Source organism: Variovorax sp. R-27 (genome assembly GCF_049913215.1).
GTDB lineage: Bacteria > Pseudomonadota > Gammaproteobacteria > Burkholderiales > Burkholderiaceae_C > Variovorax.
Map to the genome: position 1 here is coordinate 2,649,594 of NZ_CP183984.1, position 20,044 is coordinate 2,669,637.

The window sequence follows — 20,044 nt, forward strand, 5'->3', positions numbered from 1 at the left end:
TGCGATCAGATCGCAGAAAATCTATCTTCATGGAAACGGCCTACCTGCAAAGCTTTCTTATGGTGGTGGAGTCGGGCTCGATGTCGGAGGCCGCGCGCCGGCTCGACCTGACGCCCGGCGCGGTGGCGCAGCAGATCCGCGCGCTGGAGCGGGAGCTCAACGCACCGCTGCTCGCGCGCGCCGGCCGCACGGTGCAGCCGACCGAGGCGGGGCACCGGCTGGTGCAGCGGGCCCGCACGCTGCTGCGCGAGGTGGGCGACATCAAGGCGCTGGTGGGCAGCGAGGCGGCCGGCGGCGAGCTGGTCATCGGCACCATCAACACGGCCATCCACAGCCTGCTGCCGGACATCCTCGCGCGCTTCGTGAAGACGCATCCGGGCGTCAAGGTGTACCTGCAGTCGGGCAACACTGCCACGCTCTACAAGGCGATGCAGCAGGGCGAGCTCGATGCTGCCGTGTGCCTGTATCCACCGTTCGCGCTTGCGAAGACCTTCGACTGGGCCCTGCTGCGCGAAGAACCCCTGGTGCTGCTCGCGCCGAGCCGCCTCGCGCGGCGCGATCCCCACGAGCTGCTGCGGACCTCTCCGCTCATCCGCTACGACCGCAACCTCGGTGGCGGCAAGCAGGCCGACCGCTACCTGCGTTCGGCGGGCATCGTGCCGCAGGAGCGCTTCGAACTCAGTTCATTGCTGGCAATCGCGATGATGGTCGATCGAGGCCTTGGCGTGTCGGTCGTGCCCGACATCGCTTCGCCGCTGCTCGACGGGCAGCGCATCGCCAAGATCCCGCTGCCGCTGCCTTCGGAGACGCGGCGCTTCGGCGTGCTGTGGCTGCGGGCGTCGCCACGGCTGAGGTTGATTCACGGCTTTGTCGAGAGCGCGGGGCTTGTCATTGCTGGCAAGGGAAACGGCTCTCGCAAGTCTGCGACCCGTTAGGCCGGTTCCATGCCGTGCCGGCGCTTGGCTTCTGCGCTGTCGCCGGAGGCCAGGTACGCGAGCAGCCCGCTTGCGGCATCCGGCTGCGAAGCGAACGAGCCTGGCGCCGCGCTGAAGACGGTGGTGATCTGGATCGCCGGCGGCAACGGCCCCAGTAGCGCGATGCCTTCGACGCCGATCAGCTCGCTCAGTTGCTGAAAGCCCAGCGCGGCTTCTCCGCGTGCGATCAACGAGCCCACCGGCACGCCGGGTGGCGCCTGTACCAATCGGCCCTTGATGGTGTCGGCGATGCCCCAGCGCTCGAACAGCGCGGCCAGGGCAACGCCACTGGGCCCGGTCGAATACGCGACGCTGGCCGCATCCAGCACGGCGCGCCGCACCGCTTCTTCGGTGGAAATATCGACTCGCGCGGCGTTCGCGGCAACGGCCACGGCAACGCCGGAACGCACCACGTCGGTCTTGCGCGATGCGTCCACCTTGCCGGCAGCCGCCAGCTTGTCGATGGCGTCCGAGGCGAGAACCACCACGTCGAATGGCTCTCCTGCCGAAACGCGCCGTGCGGCATCCACACCGCCTACTGCCTCGAACGAAACCGGCACGCCGCTCGTGCGCGTGTACGCCGCGGCCAGCTCCAGCAGCAGGCCCTTCGTGGCCATGGAGCAGATGCCCCGTATCGAATTCGACATGGTCATGCGCGGCCGATGAGGCGATCCGCGTAGGCCTGCCAGTCGCTTGCGGCGTCCAGCCCTTCGAACAGACCATCGCGCGCCTGGGCGGCAACCCAGTCCTGCTTGGCCGCGATGGCGGCCGTCATCAGGGGCTCGAAGCCGGCCTCGCGCACGGTCTGCGCCGCTTCGCGCATTTCTTCCGCGCGGCGCTTGCCGTGCTGCACGACGCGGCTGAAGAAGTAGGCGCCTTGCTTGTCCCAGTCGATCTGCGGAAAGGTTTCCTTCAGCGTCGGCAGGACATGCGCTTCGACGCCGTAGCGCCTGGCGGTGGTGTAGCTCTCGATGACCAGCGCCTCCAGCCCCTTGATCATGATGCTGCGGCTCATCTTGATCGCCGAGGCCACGCCGAGTTGGTCACTCACGACATGAACGTCCATGCCCCAGCCGCTCAGCGTTTCGTCAAGCGCTGCGGCCTGCGGGCCGCCCAGCAGCATCGGCACGCGGATGCCGTAGGGCGGCACCGAGGTCATGACGCCGGCCTCGACGTAGGCGACGCCCACCGGCTCCAGCGCCGCCGCGGCGCGCTGCTTGGTGCCGGGCGATGCCGAGTTGAGATCGAGAAAGCGGCTGCCGGTGCGCGCGTGGCGCGCGGCCTCTTCGGCTACCGCCAGCGTGTTGGAGGCGGTGACGGCGGATATGAGCAGGTCGGCGCGGCTGCAAAGCTCCTGCATGCCGCTCGCCACGTGCATCCCGTCGCTTTCTGCCGCAGTACGCGCTGCCGCGCCCGTCGCGGGATCGGCGAAGCGCTTGTCCCAGACCCAGACGGCATCCACGCCGCCTTGCCCGCGCAACCCGCGTCCGAAGATGCCGCCCACTTCGCCGTAGCCGATGAGGCCCAGTGTCGTTCCCATGATCGTGTGTGTCCTTGTCAGAAGATGGCCTTCTCGCCGGGCTTCAACGCCAGCACCCGCGTGCTTGTGCTGCCTAGCGCGCGGATGTATTCGTCGGGCGTGCCCTTGCCGAGCGGGTTGGCGCCATAGTGCATCGGAATCACCGCGCGCGGCTTGAGCCATTCGCGCGTGGCGTAGGCGGCGTCCACCGGGTCCATCGTGAAGTGGCCGCCGATCGGCATCAGCACGAGGTCGGGCTTGTAGTAGTCGGCGATGAACTTCATGTCGGCGAACAGGCCCGTGTCGCCCATGTGGTAGATGCGGAAGCCGTTCTCCAGCTCGATGATGTAGCCCACGGGCTCGCCGCCGGGGTGCACTTCGTCCTTGCCGGTGGCCGGGTTCTTCCACACGATGACCGAGGAGTGCTCAGCGTGCACGGCAGTCACCTTGATGCCCGGCACCGGGTTGATCGTGCCGCTCTTGTTGAAGCGCGGCACAAGGTTGGGCGGCAGGATGCCGAGCACGCCCACCGTCTGGTTCATGTCGCCGGGCGCGTACATCGGCACCTGGTTGAGCAGCGCCAGCGCAGGCGCATCCGCGAAGTGGTCGAAGTGACCATGCGTGACCAGCAGCACGTCGACCTTGCCGAGGGCTTCGAGGTTCTTGTACGCCGCGGGCGTCAGCGGATTCAGCTTGAGCCACGGGTCGGTCACGATCACCTTGCCGCCCGGCGTGGTGATGCGGAATGCCGACTGGCCGAGCCAGAGCACTTCGGTCTTGCCACCACTCGTGGAGGGCGGCGATTGGGGCGATTGCGCGCAGGCGGCGAGCAGTGCCGCGACGACAAGGGCGAGCAGCAGACGGGCGAGCGATTTCATGGCCGGTGTGTTCCTGTCCAACTTCAGTCGACGGTGATGTGGGCGCTCTTGATCACGCGGTCCCATCGTTTCATTTCGCTCGCGATCAGCTGGCCGAAGGCCTGCGGCGTCGTGGGCGTGGGCTCGGCGCCCTCGGCTGCCAGCCGCGCGTGAACGTCCGCCGTGTTGAGCGACTGGTTGATCTGCCGGTTGAGCATGGCGACGATGTCCGCGGGAGTCCCGGCCGGAGCAACCACGCCGTACCACTGGTCGGCCTCGAAGTCCTTGGTGCCGGGCACGCCGCTTTCAGCCACCGTCGGCACCTCGGACAGCAGCGCAATGCGCTTCGGGCTCGACACCGCCAGCGCACGCAGCTTGCCGGACTTGATGTGCGGCAGCAAAGCGGGCGCGCCGGTGAAGAGCAGCTGCAGCTGGCCCGCGAGCAGATCGGTGACGGCCGGGGCAGTGCCCCTGTAAGGCACGTGCAGCAAAGAGGCGCCCGTCTGCAGCTTCAGATATTCGGTAGCGATGTGCGCCGCGCTGCCGTTGCCGCCGGAGCCAAAGGCCAGCTGGCCCGGCCGTGCCTTGGCCAGCGCAACCAGTTCGGCCAGCGTGCGCGCCGGAACGGAGGAATGCACCACCAGCACGTTCGGCACGCGCGCCACCCAGGCCACGGGCGCAAAGCTGCGCACGGGGTCGTAGTCGAGCTTGGGGTACAGCGACGGGTTGATCGCCAGCGTGCCGATGTGCCCCATCAGCAGCGTGTAGCCGTCGGCAGGCGACTTGGCGACCTTGTCGGCACCGATGGAACCACCGGCGCCGGGGAGGTTGTCGACCACCACGGGCTGGTGCCACGCGCGGCCCAGCTCGATGCCGATGGCCCGCCCGAGCACGTCGGTGGAGCCGCCGGGCGGGAAGGGAATGACCATGCGGATCGGCTTGGACGGATAGGCCTGCTGCGCCATGGCGGCGCGGCTTGCCGGCAGCAGGGCGGCGGCTGCTGCCGCGAGGCAGGCGTGGCGACGGGTGATGCCTGTTGTGGTCATGGCGATCAATCGGGCTTGATGTTGGCTTCGCGGATGAGCTTGCCGTAGCGCGCCACGTCGGCCTTGAGCAGCTTGTCGAACTGCTCGGTCGGCCCCGGCAGCGGAACGCCGCCGGCCGCGGCGAGCTGGGAGCGCACCTCGGGCGAGTCGATGGCTTTCTGCGCGGCGTCGTGCAGCTTGTCGACGATGGGCTTCGGCAGCCCGGCCGGCCCGACGAAGCCGTACCACACGCTGGCCTCGAACCCGGGGTAGCCCGACTCGGCAACGGTCGGCACGCCCGGCAGCACGGCGGAGCGTTCGGCGCTCATCACCGCCAGCACGCGCAGCTTGCCGGACTTGGCAAGCGGCAGTGCCTCGAGCGCATTGACCGCGACCACGTCCACATGGCCGCCGAGCACGTCGGTGAGCGCCTGCGCGCCGCCCTTGTACGGCACATGCCGCAGTTGCAGGCCGGCGGTGTGCTGGAACAGTTCCATGGCCAGGTGCGGTGTCGATCCGTTGCCTGGCGTGGCGACGGTCACGCTGCCCGGCTTGGCCTTGGCCGCAGCGACCAGTTGGGGCAGCGTCTTGATGGCCGATTCTTCGCGCACCGTGAACACCACGGGCACCCGACCGACCGAGGCCACCGGCGTCAGCTCGCGCTCCAGGTCGTAGGGCGCTGGCTGGAACAGCGAAGGATTCACGGCCAGCGCGTTGGCGGCCAGCAGCAAGGTGTAGCCGTCGGGCGCGCTCGTGATGACGGACTTCACCGCGATGTTGGTGCCCGCGCCGGGCTTGTTCTCGACGATGACCGGTTGGCCGAGGATGGCCGACATCCGCAGGCCGACCGAGCGCGCAATGGCATCGACCGCGCCGCCGGCGCTGTAGCCCACGAGGATCTTCACGGGCTTCGACGGGAATGCGTCGGCCGCGCTGGCGGCAATGCCGAACTGGCCGAACGCGACCAGTGCGGCCACGCCCATGGCGAGACGTCGGGAAAGGGGCTTCATTTGTGTTGTCTCCAGAATCAAAAAATCAGGTGCGGCTCAGCGGCGTTCCCACGCCTGCGGCGCGGCGTCCTTGCCGGCCACCGAATACAGGGCGCCGGGCGCATTGCGGGTCTGCTGGAACTCTTCCAGCGATTGGCCGCGCATCGCGGCATAGATGTGCAGGTTCGACACACCCACCACCGCACCCAGCTTCTCCAGCATGAAGAAGATCACGCCGTACTGGATCAGGCCGCGCCAGTCGCGGCGGCGCACCATGTCGCGCTCCTTGTCCGTCAGCGCGGCAGCGTCGAACGCGGCCTCTTCGTCGGCAAGAAAGGCTGCGCGGTGCGCCGGGCGTGTCATGCCGTGCAGGAACTTGTTGAGGCGGTAGGCGCGCACGCTGGTCTCGAGCGTGAACGGATAGGTGCCCTGCAGCGCTTCCACGCCCGCCAGTTCCTTGTCGATGTGGCGGCGGTGCCGCTCGACTTCACCGGCGACGGGTGGGCTCGCCAGGTTCTCGTAAATGGCGGTGGCAATGCCCGTCATCGAGGGCAGGTAGTAGCTCTGGTGCGTCTTGCGCACGTTGGACGACAGTGCGCCGCGCATCACCAGCCACATGATGACTTCGGCGCCTTCCATGCCGCCGAGCGTCGCCAGTTCAGCCTGCGTCATCTCGGTGAGCCGCACCGGATCGTTCTCGATCAGGTCGAGAAACTGGGCATCCCAGGCGGTGTTGTTGAAGCCCGCGCGCTCGCCATGCACCTGGTGCGAGAGTCCGCCGGTGGCAACGATTGCCACCTTGATGTCGTCCGGATAGCTCTCGATCGCGCGCCGCAGCGCCTGGCCGAGCTTGTAGCAGCGCCGTGCCGACGGCACCGGCGACTGCAGCACGCCGACCTGCAGCGGCACCACCGGTATCGGCCACGCGGGCTCGTGCGGGCACAGCAGCGACATCGGCGAGAACACGCCGTGGTCCAGCGCCCGGTCCTGGAAGAAAGACATGTCGAACTCGTCGGCCACCAGCGAGCGGCCGATGTGCCGCGCCAGTGCCGGATGGCCAGCCAGAGCCGGCAGGTCGCGCGCGCCGCCGCCTTCGTCGGCCACTTCGTGTCGCTCGCCCACACCAAGCGAGAAGGCCGAGTAGTGGTCGAAGAAGAACGAGCTGACGTGGTCGTTGTAGATGAAGAAGAGCACGTCGGGCTTCTTGTCGGCCAGCCACTGCTGCACCGGCGCGAAGGCCTCGAAGATGGGCGCCCAGACCGGGTCCTGCTGCTTGTTCTTGTCGAAGGCGAAGCCGATGGTGGGCGTGTGCGAGCAGGCGACGGCGCCGATGATGCGAGCCACAGCGCGGTCCCTTGCTCAGTCGATGTAGCGCAGGCCGGCCTTGGCGAGCGGCTCGCGCATGGCGTACATGTCCAGCCCCAGCTCGCCGGCCGCGAAGCGCGCGCGCTTGCCGGCCTCGTTGGCTTCGCGGGCTTCGGCGGCATCGGCTACGCGGGCGGCCAGCTGCGCCGGCACGACGACCACGCCGTCGACGTCGGCCACCACCACGTCTCCCGGCTGCACCAGCGCGCCGGCGCACACCACCGGCACGTTGACCGAACCCAGCGTGGACTTGATCGTGCCTTTCGAGTGGATGGCGCGGCTGAACACGGGAAAGTTCATGGCGATGAGGTCGCGCACGTCGCGCACGCCGCCGTCGATCACCAGGCCCTTGCAGCCGCGCGCCTTGAACGAGGTTGCGAGCAGGTCGCCGAAGAAGCCGTCGGTGCTGTCGGCGGTGCAGGCGGCCACGACCACGTCGCCGGGCTGTATCTGCTCGGCCGCGACGTGCAGCATCCAGTTGTCGCCGGGCTGCAGCAGCACCGTGATGGCGGTGCCGCAAATGCGCGCTTCAGGATGGATGGGGCGGATGCGCGGCGCCATCAGGCCCAGGCGGCCGAGTGCTTCGTGCACCGTGGATACGCCGAAGCGCGACAGCTTCTCGACGGCGGCCGCATTGGCGCGCACCACGTTGCGGTGCACGACGCCGAGTTCCTGGAGGAGGGGAGTGGTCGACATGTTCAAAGTCCTTTTTGCTTGAGTGCGCGGTCCAGCCGCGGGTACACGCGGCGCGCGTTGCCTTCGTAGATCTGGTGGCGCGCCTTGTCGTCGAGCATGGGCGTGGCATCGATGTAGCGGCGCGTGTCGTCGTAGAAGAAGCCAGTCTCGGGGTCGATGCCGCGCACCGCGCCGATCATTTCGCTGGCGAAGAGCACGTTGTCGACCGGGATCACGCGCGTGAGCAGGTCGATGCCCGGCTGGTGGTACACGCAGGTGTCGAAGAAGATGTTGTTCAGCAGGTGGTCTTTGAGCAGCGGCTTCTTCATCTCCTGCGCCAGGCCGCGAAAGCGCCCCCAGTGGTAGGGCACCGCGCCGCCGCCGTGCGGAATGACGAAGCGCAGCGTCGGAAAGTCGCTGAACAGGTCCGAGGTGAGGCACTGCATGAAGGCCGTGGTGTCGGCGTTCAGGTAGTGCGCGCCCGTGGTGTGGAAGCAGGCGTTGCAGCTCGTGCTCACGTGCACCATCGCGGGAATGTCCAACTCCACCATCTTTTCGTAGAGCGGATACCAGTGCCGGTCGGACAGCGGCGGGCTGGTCCAGTGGCCGCCCGATGGATCGGGGTTGAGGTTGACGCCCACGAAGCCGTATTCGTTCACGCAGCGTTCCAGCTCGGGAATGCAGCTGGCCGGATCGACGCCCGGCGACTGCGGCAGCATGGCCGCGCCGATGAAGTGATCGGGAAAGAGCTGGCTCACGCGATGGCACAGCTCGTTGCAGATGGCGGCCCAGGTGGACGACACCTCGAAGTCGCCGATGTGATGCGCCATGAAGCTCGCGCGCGGGCTGAAGATGGTCAGGTCGCTGCCGCGCTCCTTCATCAGCCGCAGCTGGTTGCCCTCGATGGACTCGCGCAGTTCTTCGTCGCTGATCTTCAGCTCCGAGACTTTGGGCTTGGCCGACGACGGGTCCTGGATGCCGGCAATCTGCCGGTTGCGCCATGCCTCGAGGGCCTTGGGTGCGGTCGTGTAGTGGCCGTGACAGTCGATGATCATTCGCAACGCTCCGGAAGGTGTGCAGGGGGTGCTTCAAGCATGAAGAGAAGTCTGCGCGGCGGTTGCTTTGCGTGGGGTGAGTTAGCGTTGCGCTGCCATCATTCTTTTTTATCGATAAAGGGTTTACCCTTAAGCATGAAAATGCATGATCGAGAGCGACGCCTCCACCCGTGAACAAAAAAAACGAGCATCACAAAGTTATTGCGCACGCCGACAGCGTGGCGCTCGGCATCAACCTGCGCCACCTGCGCGCGTTCTCGGCCGTGGCGTCTGCCGGGAGCATTGCCGCGGCTGCCGAGGCGCTGTTCCGCGTGGCGTCGGCGGTGACGCGTTCGATCCTCGATCTGGAGGCCGCGCTCGGCAGGCCGCTGTTCGACCGGCGCTCGCGCGGCGTGGCGCTCAACGCGTACGGCGACCTGGTGCTGGTGCGCGCCCTGCGCATCGAGCGCGAGTTCGAGGAGGCGCGCACGCAACTGGCGGCGCGCGGCGGAATAGACAGCACGGCCGACGTGCATTCGCTCTTCACTTCGATCCTGAACGGCCGACGCCTCGCCGTGATTGCGAGCCTCGCCGAGAAGCGCAACATGCCCGCCGTCGCGCGCGAGTTCGGCATCACGCAGCCGGCCATCAGCAGCGCATTGAAAGACTTGGAAAGCGGGCTCGGCGTCACGCTCTTCAACCGGAATGCGCGCGGACTCACGGCGACCCCGGCGGGCGAGATCGTGGCCTTCTACTTCAAGCGCGTGCTGTCGGAGCTGCGGCACATCGGGCCAGACATCGCGGCCAGCGAAGGCACCTTGCAGGGCAGCGTGAACGTCGGTGCGCTGCCGCTCGGACGCACGCAGATCCTGCCGCTGGCGATTGCCTCATTGCTCGCGCGGCACCCGGGGCTGCACGTCACCACGGTCGAGAGTCCGTACGACGCGCTGGCCGCGTCGCTGCGCAGCGGCGACATCGACTTCATCCTCGGCGCGCTGCGCAGCGCCAGTGAAGCGAAAGACCTGCAGCAGGAGCCGTTGTTCGAAGACCGCATCTCGGTGATCGCCCGTGCCGGCCATCCGCTCGCACGCGCGAAGCGCATCGACTTCAGGATGCTGCGCGAGGCGAGCTGGACGCTCTCTCGGCATGGCTCGCCGTCGCGCGAGCTGCTGGAGCGCTTCTTCTCGGATGCGCGGCAGGCGCCGCCGCTGCCTGCGGTCGAGACAGGAGACCTTGCCGTGCTGCGCGGCCTGCTGCTGGAAAGCGACATGCTGACCGCGATCTCGGCGCACCAGCTGCGCTACGAGATTCGCGACGGCAGCCTGGTGGTGCTGGACTTTCCGCTCGAGGAAACACGGCGCGAGATCGGCTTGACGCAGCGACTGGGCGCGTTTCCGTCGCCGGGGGCGCGGGCCTTGATGGACGAGATCCGCAAGGTGGTGGCCGGGTCGCCGGATTTCCACGTGCCGAAGGGGCGGCAGTGATGCGGCCGGGCATCGCCTTCAGTGCGGCGCCGCAGGCGACTTCCGCCTGAAGTCGAAGCCGCGGCACACGCCGGTGGCGATCACGCCGGTAACGCCGAGCACCGCCGCTGCGTGAACGCCGACGGCCGCGAGCGCCAGCATCAGCGAGCCCGATGCGGTGATCTCGCGGGCTGCCGGAGCGTCGCCCATGCACAGCGGAATCAGCGCCGGCACCAGCATCAATCCGGCGCCGTGCGCGGTGGACATCATGAAAGACCAGAGCGCCAGCCCGGCATGCCCGGCCGTCTTGCCCGAGCTGCGGCCCCACACGTGGTACACCACGACCGCGACAAGCAGCCCGCCCGCCGGCACCTGCAGCGCCATCCGATCCATCGACAGGCCCAGCGCCACAGCAGCGGCAACCAGTGCGACCGATGCGGCGTGCCCGACCGCGATCGGCACCAGGGCCCGCAGCGCCTGCGACCGGTCGTGCGAGCGCACGCCCCAGGCGGCTGCGAAGGCCCAGCCGGTGGCGGGGTTCAGCCCGTGAAGGGCGCCGATCCCCGCAACCGCCAGCCAGGGCCAGAGGCTTGCCATGATGCTTCGCGCTTCAGCCGTGTGCCGAGCAGCACGAATCGCCTGCCGCCTTTGCCTGCGGCTCGTAGCGGTCGTGGTGGCGCACCCACTCCATCTTGTAGGGCACCTCGCGCTCGTCGCGGCCCTTGGGCGTGAGGTCCATCATGTAGTAGGCGCCCATCATCACTTCCACGCCGCGACCGAAGGTCGAGTAGGTGTGGAACACCTCGCCCGCGTCGTCCTTGTAGAACACGCTGACGCCGGGCGCCTCTTCCTGGGGAAAGGGCTGCACGGCGTAGTTGTAGTAGACCTTGCCGGTGGCCTGCTCCTCGGGTGTGAAGCTGACGTGGAAGTCGTGGTTGAAGTCGCTGCCGTTCGCCGACACCCACTTGAACTGCCAGCCCATGCGCTCGCGAAAGCGCGCGATCTCGACCAGCGGTGCGCGCGAGACGGCCACCATCGTGATGTCGCGATGCGCCAGATGCACGTTCATGCCGTCGGTGTGGTCGGCCATGAAAGAGCAGCTCTGGCAGCCTTGCTCCCACCCCGGGCCGAGCATGAAGTGCTGCACCATCAGCTGGCGGCGGCCCTCGAACAGCTCGGCCAGCGTGCGCTTGCCTTCGGGCGTGTCGAAGACGTAGTTCTTCTCGACACGTTCCCATGGCAGCGCACGGCGCTCGCGGGCAATCTGGTCGTGCAGGTGCATCAGCTCCTTCTCGCGCGCCAGCAGTGCCTTGCGCTCGGCGAGCCATTGGTCGCTGGACACGACGGGGTGGTTTGCTGCGTGATTGGTTTCGGTCATGTCAATGCTCCGTTGAGTTGCGGGGACGGCGCACGGCGCGGACCTTTCCGCTCTTGCCGCCGCCGGCATAGAAAAGATCGGCCCCGTCGGACTCGAGTCCGCTGACGCCGATGCCGTGCGGCATTTCGAGCCGCTCGAGCACGGCGCCGCTTTGCGGGTCGATGCGGCGGATGTCGCTTTCTTCAGCCTCCCAGGTGCCGTGCCACAGCTCGCCGTCGACCCAGGTCACGCCAGTGACGAAGCGGTTCGACTCGATGGTGCGCACGACGGCGCCGGTCTCGGGGTTGATCTGGTGGATCTTGCGGTCGCGGTGCTGTCCCACCCACAGGCTGCCTTCGGCCCAGGTGAGGCCCGAGTCGTTGCCATGGCCGGGCGAGGGGATCGACGCCAGCACCTTGCCCGTGGCCGGGTCGATCTTGTCGATGCGCGACTCGGCGATCTGGTAGAGGTATTTGCCGTCGAAGGCGGTGCCGGCGTCGCAGGCGGTGTCCAGCGTGCGCGTGGTCTCGCCGCTGGCGGGGTCGAAGGCCACCAGCCTGGCGCCGGTGGCGGCCCAGACGCGCTGGCCGTCGTAGGTCACGCCCGCCACCTGGGTGGCGTCGGCAAAGGGGCCGTACTCGCGCACGATCTCGGCCGGCCGCACGGTGGGCTGGGGTCTGCTCTTGCTCGTCTTGTTGTTGCTGCTCATCATTGGCTCCTGGTGAAACGCCTCGGATCGGCGCCTGGAGACAACTCTATTCAAACGGCAGCGCAGCGGGGAGTAACAAGATCGTCGTGAATCCCGCCAGCGGCGGCGACAGCCAGCGGCGCGACCGCGTCTGGCCGATGGAGCGCACCCGGCCTTCGGCCTCCAGCTCGACCAGCGCGCGCTGCACGGTGCGCTGGCTGGCTCCGAGCGCCAGCGCCAGGGCCGAGGTCGACCAAGCCGCGCCGTCGGAAAGCAGCGCCACCAGCGAGGCCTGGTCGCCGTCGATGGGCGGCGCCAGCAGGGCGACGGTGCGTTCGCCGTGCGGCTTGAGCACGAAGCCGCGCGGCGTGGCCTCGATGCTCGCCAGTGTGGTGACGAGCGCGCGCAGGCGACCGATTTCGACACGCAGGCGCGCGCGATGCGTCTCGTCGGGGTGGCGGGTGCGGAATGCGGATGCGATCAATGCTTCGCGATCGACATCGCCGGGCCATGCCTCGGCCAGCGAGCGCGCGAGCGTGAACAGGATCGGACGGCGCGCCAGCGGCTGCCACGCGTCGCCCGCGCCCAGGCCCCGGCGGCAGGCATCGACCACCAGTGCGTCGGAGGCCAGGAGCGCGGCGACTTCGTCGAGGCGCAGCGCCTGCTCGCCGCCCGCGAAGATGCGCCGCGCGGCGGGGCGCTCGAAGGCAGCGCGCGCCTCCGCCACCTCGGCGAGCAGAGCCGGCACGCGCGCACGCACGGCCGCTTCGTGCGCACGGGCCAGCGCTGCCTGCGCCGGGCCGATGCGCAGCGAACGCAGCGCCAGTTCGGCCGCGCTCAGCTCGGCCACCGCCGCCAGCGACGGCGGCAAGCCGCGCGCATCGAGGCGCTCCAGCGCGGCTGCGGCGTCGGCGAGGCGCCCCAGCAGCAGGAGCCGGCGCGCGGCGATCAGCCGTGCCTGCAGCGCGTTGGCGTGATCGTCGCGCGCCTCCAGCGTGGCTGCCGCAGCCGTCAGCGTGCGCGGCGAGCCGCCAAGGTCGCGCATCGCCAACGCCACCTCGGCCTCGGCCACGATGCAGCGGGCGCGCGACAGCACTTCATGCGCGCCGAAGTCGCGTGCGGCGCGCCGCAGGAGTTCGCGTGCGCGCGGGTGCTCGCCGAGCTGGGCCATGGCGATGCCGCGCAAGGCCAGCGCAGGCGGGTCGTCGCGCAGGGCGACCCGCTTGAGGGCACCTAGCGCATCGCCAGCGGCCAGGGCGCGGGCGGAGGCGGCGATCAGGGAGTCCATGGCGACAGGTTACCTTGGTGTGCTGACGCCTTCTTTTCGACGGCTTGTGGCCCTAGCGCGCGGCCTCGATATGCGTCACGGTCGGCTTTCCCTTGACGACCTCCACATGAAACCTGACCTTGTCGCCCGCTTTGACCTGGGTGAGCATCTTCTTGTCGGCCACGTCGAAGCCCATGGTCATGGCCGGCATGGCAAGGTTGGGAATGTCACCGTGCTTTAGCACGATCACGCCACCGGCCTGATCGATCTTCTGGACGACTGCGTCGGTCAGCATGCCGGCCGCCTGCTGATTGGACGGCGGCATCTTCATGGACGACATGTCGTCCTTCGACATCTGGGCCTGAGCCGCAGCGGATGCGAGGAGCAGGGCGAACGTGACGGGATGCAAGACTTTCATTGAATAGCTCCTTCGGTGGGGTGAGTGGAAACGGCAGACAAACGGTTACGCGCAACTTGGCCGCGTCGACGCAGCAGATACCAGGCAGCAGGAACAACGAGCATGCTCAGCAGCGGCGCGGTGACCATGCCGCTCACCATGGGCGCGGCAATGCGGGTCATCACCTCCGAGCCGGTGCCGCTGCCCCACAGGATGGGCAGCAGACCGGCCATCACGACGGCCACGGTCATGGCCTTGGGGCGCACGCGCAGTACGGCACCTTCGCGGATCGCGGCCAGCAGGGTTTCGTCGTTCATCGGCTCTCCTGCGTCGAGGCGCCGTGCCAGCGCGTTCTTCAGGTAGACCAGCATCACCACGCCGAACTCTGCCGCCACGCCGGCCAGCGCGATGAAGCCCACCGCCGTCGCGACCGAGATCGAATGGCCCAGCGCCCAGATCAGCCAGAAGCCGCCGATGAGCGAGAACGGCACGGCCGCCATTACCAGGGCCGCATCGGCGAACGACCTGAACAGCAGGTACAGCAGAACGAAGATGACTGCGAGCGTGACCGGGACGACCAGCTTCAGCCGCTCGGTTGCACGCTCCAGGTACTCGAACTGGCCGGACCACGACACCGCGTAGCCGGCTGGCATCTTCACGGCCTTGTCGACCGCGGCCTGCATGTCGTTGACGGCGGAGCGCAGGTCGCGGCCGCGCACGTCGACGTAGACCCAGCCCGAGAGCCGTGCGTTCTCGCTGCGCAGCATCGGCGGGCCGTCTTCGATGGCGATCTTCGCAACGTCGCCCAGCAGTAACGTCGCGCCCTTGTCGGTCACGAAGGGCAACTGCCGCAGTCGCTCCAGCGAATCGCGGATCTCGCGTGGGTAGCGCACGTTGATGGGATAGCGCTCGCGGCCCTGGATGACTTCGCCGACGTTCTCGCCGCCGATGGCCGTGGACACCACGGCTTGCACGTTCGCCACCGAGAGCCCGTGGCGCGTCGCCGCGAGCCGGTCGACATCGACGTCGATATAGCGCCCGCCGGTGAGCCGCTCCGCCAGCGCCGACGACACGCCGGGAACGCCCTTGACCGCCGCCTCGATCTGCGTGGTGAGCGAATCGATGGTGGCCAGGTCTGCCCCTGCGATCTTGATGCCGACCGGGCTCTTGATGCCTGTGGCCAGCATGTCGATGCGGTTGCGGATGGGCGGCACCCACACGTTGGTCAGGCCCGGCACTTTGACGGCGCGGTCCAGTTCTTCGACCAGCTTGTCCGGCGTCATGCCGGTGCGCCATTGCGCCTTCGGCTTGAACTGGATGGTGGTCTCGAACATCTCGAGCGGCGCGGGGTCGGTCGCGGTGTCCGCGCGGCCGGCCTTGCCGAACACGCGCGCGACTTCGGGCACGGTCTTGATCAAACGGTCGGTCTGCTGAAGCAGCTCGGAGGCCTTCGACACCGACAGCCCCGGCAGCGCGGAGGGCATGTAGAGCAGGTCGCCTTCGTCCAGCGGCGGCATGAACTCGCCGCCCAGCCGCATCAGCGGCACCGCGGTCAGTGCCAGCAGCACTGCGGCAACGGCGAGCGTTCCCTTGGGAAAGCGCAGCACCAGCTCCAGCGCGGGCCGGTACACCGCCATCAGGAAGCGATTCACGGGGTTGGCGCCTTCGTGCGGAATGCGCCCGCGCACCAGGTAGCCCATGAGTACCGGAATCAGCGTGACCGACAGGCCCGCCGCGGCCGCCATGGCGTAGGTCTTGGTGAAGGCCAGCGGCGAGAACAGCCGCCCCTCCTGCGCCTCGAGCGAGAACACGGGCACGAAGGACAGCGTGATCACCAGCAGCGAGAAGAACAGTGCGGGCCCGACCTCTACCGACGCATCGGCGACGAGGTGCCATCGTTCCACCACCGTAGGCTGGCGGCCCTGCGCCGTCTCGAAAGCCTCGACGTGCTTGTGCACGTTCTCGACCATCACGATGGCGCCGTCGACCATCGCGCCGATGGCAATTGCGATGCCGCCCAGCGACATGATGTTGGCGTTGACGCCTTGCCAGTGCATGACGACGAACGCCGCCAGCACGCCAATCGGTAGCGCCACCACCGCCACCAGCGCCGAGCGCAGGTGGAACAGGAAGACCGCGCAGACCAGCGCCACCACGATGAACTCTTCGATCAGCTTGCCGCGCAGGTTCTCCACGGCGCGGTCGATCAGCAGCGAGCGGTCGTAGGTAGCCACGATCTCGACTCCCGGCGGCAGGCTGGGCTTGAGCGTTTCGAGCTTCGCCTTGACGGCCTCGATGGTCGAGCGCGCGTTCTTGCCCGAGCGCATGACGATCACGCCGCCAGCCACTTCGCCTTCGCCGTCCAGCTCCGCGATGCCGCGACGCATTTCGGGGCCGATCTGCACCGTCGCCACGTCGCGCAACAGCACCGGCGTGGCGCCCGTCACGGAAAGCGGGATAGTGCGGAAGTCGTCGAGCGAGCGCAGGTAGCCGCGCGAACGCACCATGTATTCGGCCTCCGCGAATTCGATGACCGAGCCGCCCGATGCCTGGTTGGCCTTCTGCAAGGCCTCCACCACCGCCTGTTGCGTAATGCCCAGTGCGCGCATGCGGTTGGGGTCGAGCACCACCTGGTACTGGCGCACCATGCCGCCGATGCTCGCGACCTCGGCCACGTCGGGCACGGTCTTGAGCTCGAACTTGAGGAACCAGTCGTTCAGCGCGCGCAGTTGCCCGATGTCGCGCTTGCCCGTACGGTCGACCAGCGCGTACTCGTAGACCCAGCCCACGCCTGTTGCATCAGGGCCCAGCGACGCATTGGCGCCCGCGGGGAGCCTGCTTTGCACCTGGTTCAGGTATTCGACGACGCGCGAGCGCGCCCAGTACGGATCGGTCTTGTCGTCGAACAGCACGTAGACGAACGAATCGCCGAAGAACGAGTAGCCGCGCACCGTCTTGGCGCCGGGCACGCTGAGCATCGTGGTGGTCAGCGGATACGTGACGAGGTCTTCGACCACCTGGGGCGCCTTGCCGGGAAAGGGCGTGCGGATGATGACCTGCGTGTCCGAGAGGTCGGGCAGCGCGTCGAGCGGCGTGCGGGCGACGGACCACCAGCCCGCGGCCACCAGGAACAGGGTCGCGATCAGCACCAGGAAGCGGTTGCCGACCGACCAGCGGATCAGGGCGGCGATCATTGCTTGGCGCCCTGTTGCATGCGCTGCACGGAGACCAGCTCGTAGCCTGTCGGGCCGCCTTCCTTGAACTCGAAGCGGACCTGATCGCCAGGCTTGATTTCCGGGAAAGCGTTCGGCGATGCCTTGGCGAAACCCATCGTCATCGACGGCCACTTGAGCGTTGCGACGGGGCCGTGCGAGATGGTGATATCGCCAGGCGCCACGCTTTCGACCTTGCCCTCAGCCTTGTGAAGCACCGTGGCCGGTGGGGCAGTTGCAGGCGAAGAGGCCATGTTGCCCAGCACGGAACGCAGTCGGGCCTCGGAGTCGATCAGGAACTGGCCGCTGGCGACAACCTGATCGCCTTCGCGCAGGCCCGAAACGACTTCGGTGTCGTCGCCCAAGTCCGTGCCCAGCGACACGTCGCGCGGCTCGAATGCGCCGTCGGCCTTGCGCACGATGACGACAGCGCGCTTGCCGGTGCGGATGACGGCCTCGGATGGCACGATCAGGCGGGTGCTGGCGGGGCCGGCCACCTGCAGACGCAGCAGCATGCCGGGCGTCAGCTTTCCGTTTCTGTTGTCGACCTCGAAGCGGGCCTTCAGGGTGCGGGTCGAGGTGCTGATCTCGGGAAGTATCTCGTCGAGCATTCCATCGAAAGACAGGGCCGCGTCAGCCTGAAGGACGGCCTTGACCTTCTGGCCGCGCGCTAGACGCACTGCCTGCGCTTCCGGAATCTCGGCCACCGCCCAGACCTTCTCCAGGCCTGCGATGCGAAACAGCGTCATGCCGGGCGTGACCGCGACGCCTTCGCGGACGCCCAACTCAGCCACCACGCCGTCGGACGGTGCGGTGAGCACGTAGCGCGCCTGTGCCGTGCCGGTTTCTTCGCTGCGTCGGATGAGCTCGGCGGGGATGGACATGGCCCGCATGCGCTCGCGCGCAGCTGCGACGAGATCGGGGGCAACGCCCGATCGCTTCAGGGCAAGCAGCTCGTTCTGCGGTCCGAGCCACTCCGGCGCGAAGACTGTCGCCAGCGCCTGGCCCTTGCGCACGCGTTCCATGGGCGCGCGGACCGACAGGCGTTCGATGTAGCCGGCGACGCGTGTCTGCACGACGACATTGAGCCGCTCGTCGAACTGCACGGTGCCGACTGCGTCGAAGGACGCGGAGGTTTCTGCGCGCCGCACGCTGGCATACCGGATGCCGAGGTTCTGCTGGACCGTGGAGTTCACCTGTACGCCGCCTTCATTGGTCGCGCCCGTTGCGCTGTCTGCGTACATGGGCACCAGTTGCATGTCCATGAAGGGCGACTTGCCGGGCTTGTCGAAGCGCGGGCCCGGAACCATGGGATCGTGCCAGTAGAGAACCTTGCGGCCGTCGGCTGTGGATGTGGGGACCGGCGCGGCCATCGACGTGTCCGTGGGCTGGGCTGTCTTGCGGCCGAGGTAGAAGGCGCTCGCTGCGAGCAACAGGGCGGCCAGCAGCGAGGCGCCGATCATGCGTGTTCGATTCATTGCACCACCTCGGCAGTGAGCGGCCGGAAGGCCAGTTGGACTTGGGTTCTGGCAAGGTCGCGCTGCAGCGTCAGCAGCTTGCGCTGTGCTTCGACTTCGGCATGTCGCGCCTCGAACAGGGCGACGAGGCTGCCCTGGTTGGACTGGTAGGCCGCGGTCGCGGCGGCTGTTCTTTGACTGGCAGGAACGACGACACCGGAGCGATAGCGGTCGATGCGCTGCTCCAGGCGTTGCGCGTCGCTGCGCAGCGACCGGTATTCGGCGGTTGCGGCTCGGGTCGCTTCAGCCAGATCGGCTTCGGCTTTCCCGACCAGCGCCAGCTTGGCAGCGGTGTCCCGGTCTTGCCTTTCGCCGGGAGCAACGGGTAGCGGGATGCTCACGCTCACCGACACCATGTCTGAATAGCCGGTGCGCTGGCCGTAGGCGAGCTCCCAGGTCCAGTTGGGCTTGCGGTTTGACGCGGTGACGGCTGCCGTCTGCCTTGCCACATCGACGTCGCGCTGCATTGCCGCGACCGTGGGGTGCGCTGCTACGTAAGCCTCTTCGGGCGGCACGGCGATGGCGCCCGGAGGCAGCAACTCGTCGGGAGGTACGCCGACCCATCGTTGGAAAGCGACGCCAGCGGCGCCTTGCTGCTGCAGGATGTCTGCCGTCTCGTCTTCAGAGATGCCTCTTGCACCGGCCAGTGCCAGCACGTCCTGGCTGTTCCCCGCGGCCGAGGACAGGCGTGCGCGCGATGCTTCCAGCTCTTCATGCGCATGGTGCTCCATGAGCCTGGCGAGCTTCAGGCTCTCGCCGGCGTAGAAGGCGTCCACGTACGCGAGCGCCGTCTGCCGGCGGGTGTCGGCGGCAGCGGCTTGCACCTGCACGGTCTCCCGGCCGACCGCGGCATCGGCGGCGGCCTGCCGCGCGGCGCGCTTGTCGGCGGACAGCCATTCCTGGCTGATGCCGATGCGCTTCATCGTCATCGAGTCACGGGTTGTGTGAAAGCGGTCCGGCCCGGTCGCGGGCAGGTTGTCGACGCCGATGCGCAGCGTGGGGTCGGGAAGCTGGGCGGCGGCTTGCACCGCCTCCGTGGCACTCGATGCACCGGCACGGGCGGCGCGGGTGGTTTCGGAGCGCCAGGCTGCAAGCTGAAGCGCTGCCTCAAGAGACAGGGGGGCCGCCGTCGCAAGGTACGGCAGCAACGCAACGGCCAATGCGGCCGCGCGTGGGAAGGGGATGAACATGAAAACTCCGCAGACGAACGAGGTAATCGCTGGCAAGCGGACGAGCCGCACCAGCACCGGTCAGTCGACGGAGATTTCAGACGCGAAGTCTGCGTGTGGCGAGGAAGACGGGGTCGGGCGGCGGATGTTGCCGCTCCGGCACGGCCTGCTGCGGAAGGGCGTGGCCTTCGGACACCAGCACCAAGGGTATGACCACGACCTGCACGATGGCGGGCAGCGAAGGGGTGGTCAATTTCACTGGCTCGAAGGACAGCGACATGTCGGCGGCATGCTGGAAGCACAGCACCGGTTGGGCCATGTCCATGCCTTCGCAGGGTTCGCCCGAAGCCATCATTTCGGACATGGAACCCGCATCCGGCGCACCTGGGCAAACGTAGCCTGCAAGCGCCAGCTGCGAGAACAGCAGCGACAGGACCACGAGGAACGTGGTCAGGCAGCGGGGGAGCTGGCGGCGGCTGAGCATGGCGGGTTTAGTGTATCTCCGGCGTTCGAAGTTCAATGACCGACGGGGCCGG

The 20,044-nt window shown here is 68.0% G+C and carries 19 protein-coding genes; 2 read left to right on the forward strand and 17 right to left on the reverse strand.

Annotation, left to right across the window (positions count from 1 at the left end):
- Positions 1–29 precede the first annotated feature (29 nt).
- Complete coding sequence (locus ACN9MV_RS12300; protein ID WP_426392431.1) at positions 30–935, forward strand: LysR family transcriptional regulator; 906 nt, start codon at positions 30–32, stop codon at positions 933–935.
- On the opposite strand, the gene ACN9MV_RS12305 is transcribed toward ACN9MV_RS12300, so the two are convergent.
- Genes ACN9MV_RS12305 through ACN9MV_RS12340 form a run of 8 tightly spaced genes read right to left on the reverse strand, consistent with a single transcriptional unit; the run spans position 932 to position 8,459 of the window.
- Positions 932–1,621 carry a substrate-binding domain-containing protein gene (locus tag ACN9MV_RS12305; protein ID WP_426392433.1) on the reverse strand — a complete coding sequence of 230 codons (690 nt, stop codon included), beginning with the start codon at positions 1,619–1,621 and terminating at the stop codon, positions 932–934. The genes ACN9MV_RS12300 and ACN9MV_RS12305 overlap by 4 nt on opposite strands.
- Before the next feature lie 2 nt (positions 1,622–1,623).
- Positions 1,624–2,514, reverse strand: a complete 891-nt coding sequence (locus tag ACN9MV_RS12310) for a DUF1932 domain-containing protein (protein ID WP_426392435.1) — start codon at positions 2,512–2,514, stop codon at positions 1,624–1,626.
- Between the two features lie 17 nt (positions 2,515–2,531).
- Positions 2,532–3,371 carry a metal-dependent hydrolase gene (locus ACN9MV_RS12315; protein ID WP_093176469.1) on the reverse strand — a complete coding sequence of 280 codons (840 nt, stop codon included), beginning with the start codon at positions 3,369–3,371 and terminating at the stop codon, positions 2,532–2,534.
- Between the two features lie 23 nt (positions 3,372–3,394).
- Positions 3,395–4,396 (reverse strand): Bug family tripartite tricarboxylate transporter substrate binding protein, encoded by a 1,002-nt coding sequence (locus ACN9MV_RS12320; protein WP_426392436.1) that lies wholly within the window; start codon positions 4,394–4,396, stop codon positions 3,395–3,397.
- A 5-nt stretch (positions 4,397–4,401) separates the two neighbouring features.
- Positions 4,402–5,385 (reverse strand): Bug family tripartite tricarboxylate transporter substrate binding protein, encoded by a 984-nt coding sequence (locus tag ACN9MV_RS12325; RefSeq protein ID WP_426392437.1) that lies wholly within the window; start codon positions 5,383–5,385, stop codon positions 4,402–4,404.
- 36 nt (positions 5,386–5,421) lie between these two features.
- Entirely contained in the window at positions 5,422–6,708 is a 1,287-nt protein-coding gene (locus ACN9MV_RS12330; protein WP_426392439.1) for a gallate dioxygenase, read from the reverse strand.
- 15 nt (positions 6,709–6,723) lie between these two features.
- Entirely contained in the window at positions 6,724–7,425 is a 702-nt protein-coding gene (gene ligK / locus ACN9MV_RS12335; RefSeq protein WP_426392440.1) for a 4-carboxy-4-hydroxy-2-oxoadipate aldolase/oxaloacetate decarboxylase, read from the reverse strand.
- A 2-nt stretch (positions 7,426–7,427) separates the two neighbouring features.
- Complete coding sequence (locus ACN9MV_RS12340) at positions 7,428–8,459, reverse strand: amidohydrolase family protein (protein ID WP_426392441.1); 1,032 nt, start codon at positions 8,457–8,459, stop codon at positions 7,428–7,430.
- 170 nt (positions 8,460–8,629) lie between these two features.
- Between ACN9MV_RS12340 and ACN9MV_RS12345 the strand changes: the two genes are divergently transcribed.
- The gene (locus ACN9MV_RS12345) at positions 8,630–9,922 is read left to right on the forward strand and encodes a LysR family transcriptional regulator (protein ID WP_426392442.1); all 1,293 of its coding nucleotides are present in this window, start codon (positions 8,630–8,632) and stop codon (positions 9,920–9,922) included.
- 18 nt (positions 9,923–9,940) lie between these two features.
- On the opposite strand, the gene ACN9MV_RS12350 is transcribed toward ACN9MV_RS12345, so the two are convergent.
- From ACN9MV_RS12350 to ACN9MV_RS12390, 9 genes are all read right to left on the reverse strand, one after another.
- Complete coding sequence (locus tag ACN9MV_RS12350) at positions 9,941–10,498, reverse strand: hypothetical protein (RefSeq protein WP_426392444.1); 558 nt, start codon at positions 10,496–10,498, stop codon at positions 9,941–9,943.
- Positions 10,499–10,511: 13 nt separating this feature from the next.
- A complete protein-coding gene (locus ACN9MV_RS12355; RefSeq protein ID WP_426392446.1) occupies positions 10,512–11,279 on the reverse strand; it encodes a DUF899 domain-containing protein in 768 nt (255 codons plus the stop codon).
- Position 11,280: 1 nt separating this feature from the next.
- Entirely contained in the window at positions 11,281–11,967 is a 687-nt protein-coding gene (locus tag ACN9MV_RS12360) for a DUF6923 family protein (protein ID WP_093052723.1), read from the reverse strand.
- A gap of 46 nt (positions 11,968–12,013) precedes the next feature.
- The gene (locus tag ACN9MV_RS12365) at positions 12,014–13,234 is read right to left on the reverse strand and encodes a helix-turn-helix domain-containing protein (RefSeq protein WP_426392448.1); all 1,221 of its coding nucleotides are present in this window, start codon (positions 13,232–13,234) and stop codon (positions 12,014–12,016) included.
- 52 nt (positions 13,235–13,286) lie between these two features.
- Positions 13,287–13,631, reverse strand: a complete 345-nt coding sequence (locus tag ACN9MV_RS12370) for a copper-binding protein (protein WP_307614414.1) — start codon at positions 13,629–13,631, stop codon at positions 13,287–13,289.
- Entirely contained in the window at positions 13,628–16,804 is a 3,177-nt protein-coding gene (locus ACN9MV_RS12375; protein WP_426392449.1) for an efflux RND transporter permease subunit, read from the reverse strand. The genes ACN9MV_RS12370 and ACN9MV_RS12375 overlap by 4 nt, the downstream gene beginning before the upstream one ends.
- A complete protein-coding gene (locus ACN9MV_RS12380) occupies positions 16,801–18,300 on the reverse strand; it encodes an efflux RND transporter periplasmic adaptor subunit (protein ID WP_307614416.1) in 1,500 nt (499 codons plus the stop codon). The genes ACN9MV_RS12375 and ACN9MV_RS12380 overlap by 4 nt, the downstream gene beginning before the upstream one ends.
- Positions 18,297–19,529: a TolC family protein gene (locus ACN9MV_RS12385; RefSeq protein ID WP_426392451.1), complete on the reverse strand. Its 1,233-nt coding sequence runs from the start codon at positions 19,527–19,529 to the stop codon at positions 18,297–18,299. Before ACN9MV_RS12385 ends, ACN9MV_RS12380 begins: the two co-directional genes overlap by 4 nt.
- 76 nt (positions 19,530–19,605) lie before the next feature.
- Complete coding sequence (locus ACN9MV_RS12390) at positions 19,606–19,992, reverse strand: hypothetical protein (protein ID WP_426392453.1); 387 nt, start codon at positions 19,990–19,992, stop codon at positions 19,606–19,608.
- Between the last annotated feature and the right edge of the window lie 52 nt (positions 19,993–20,044).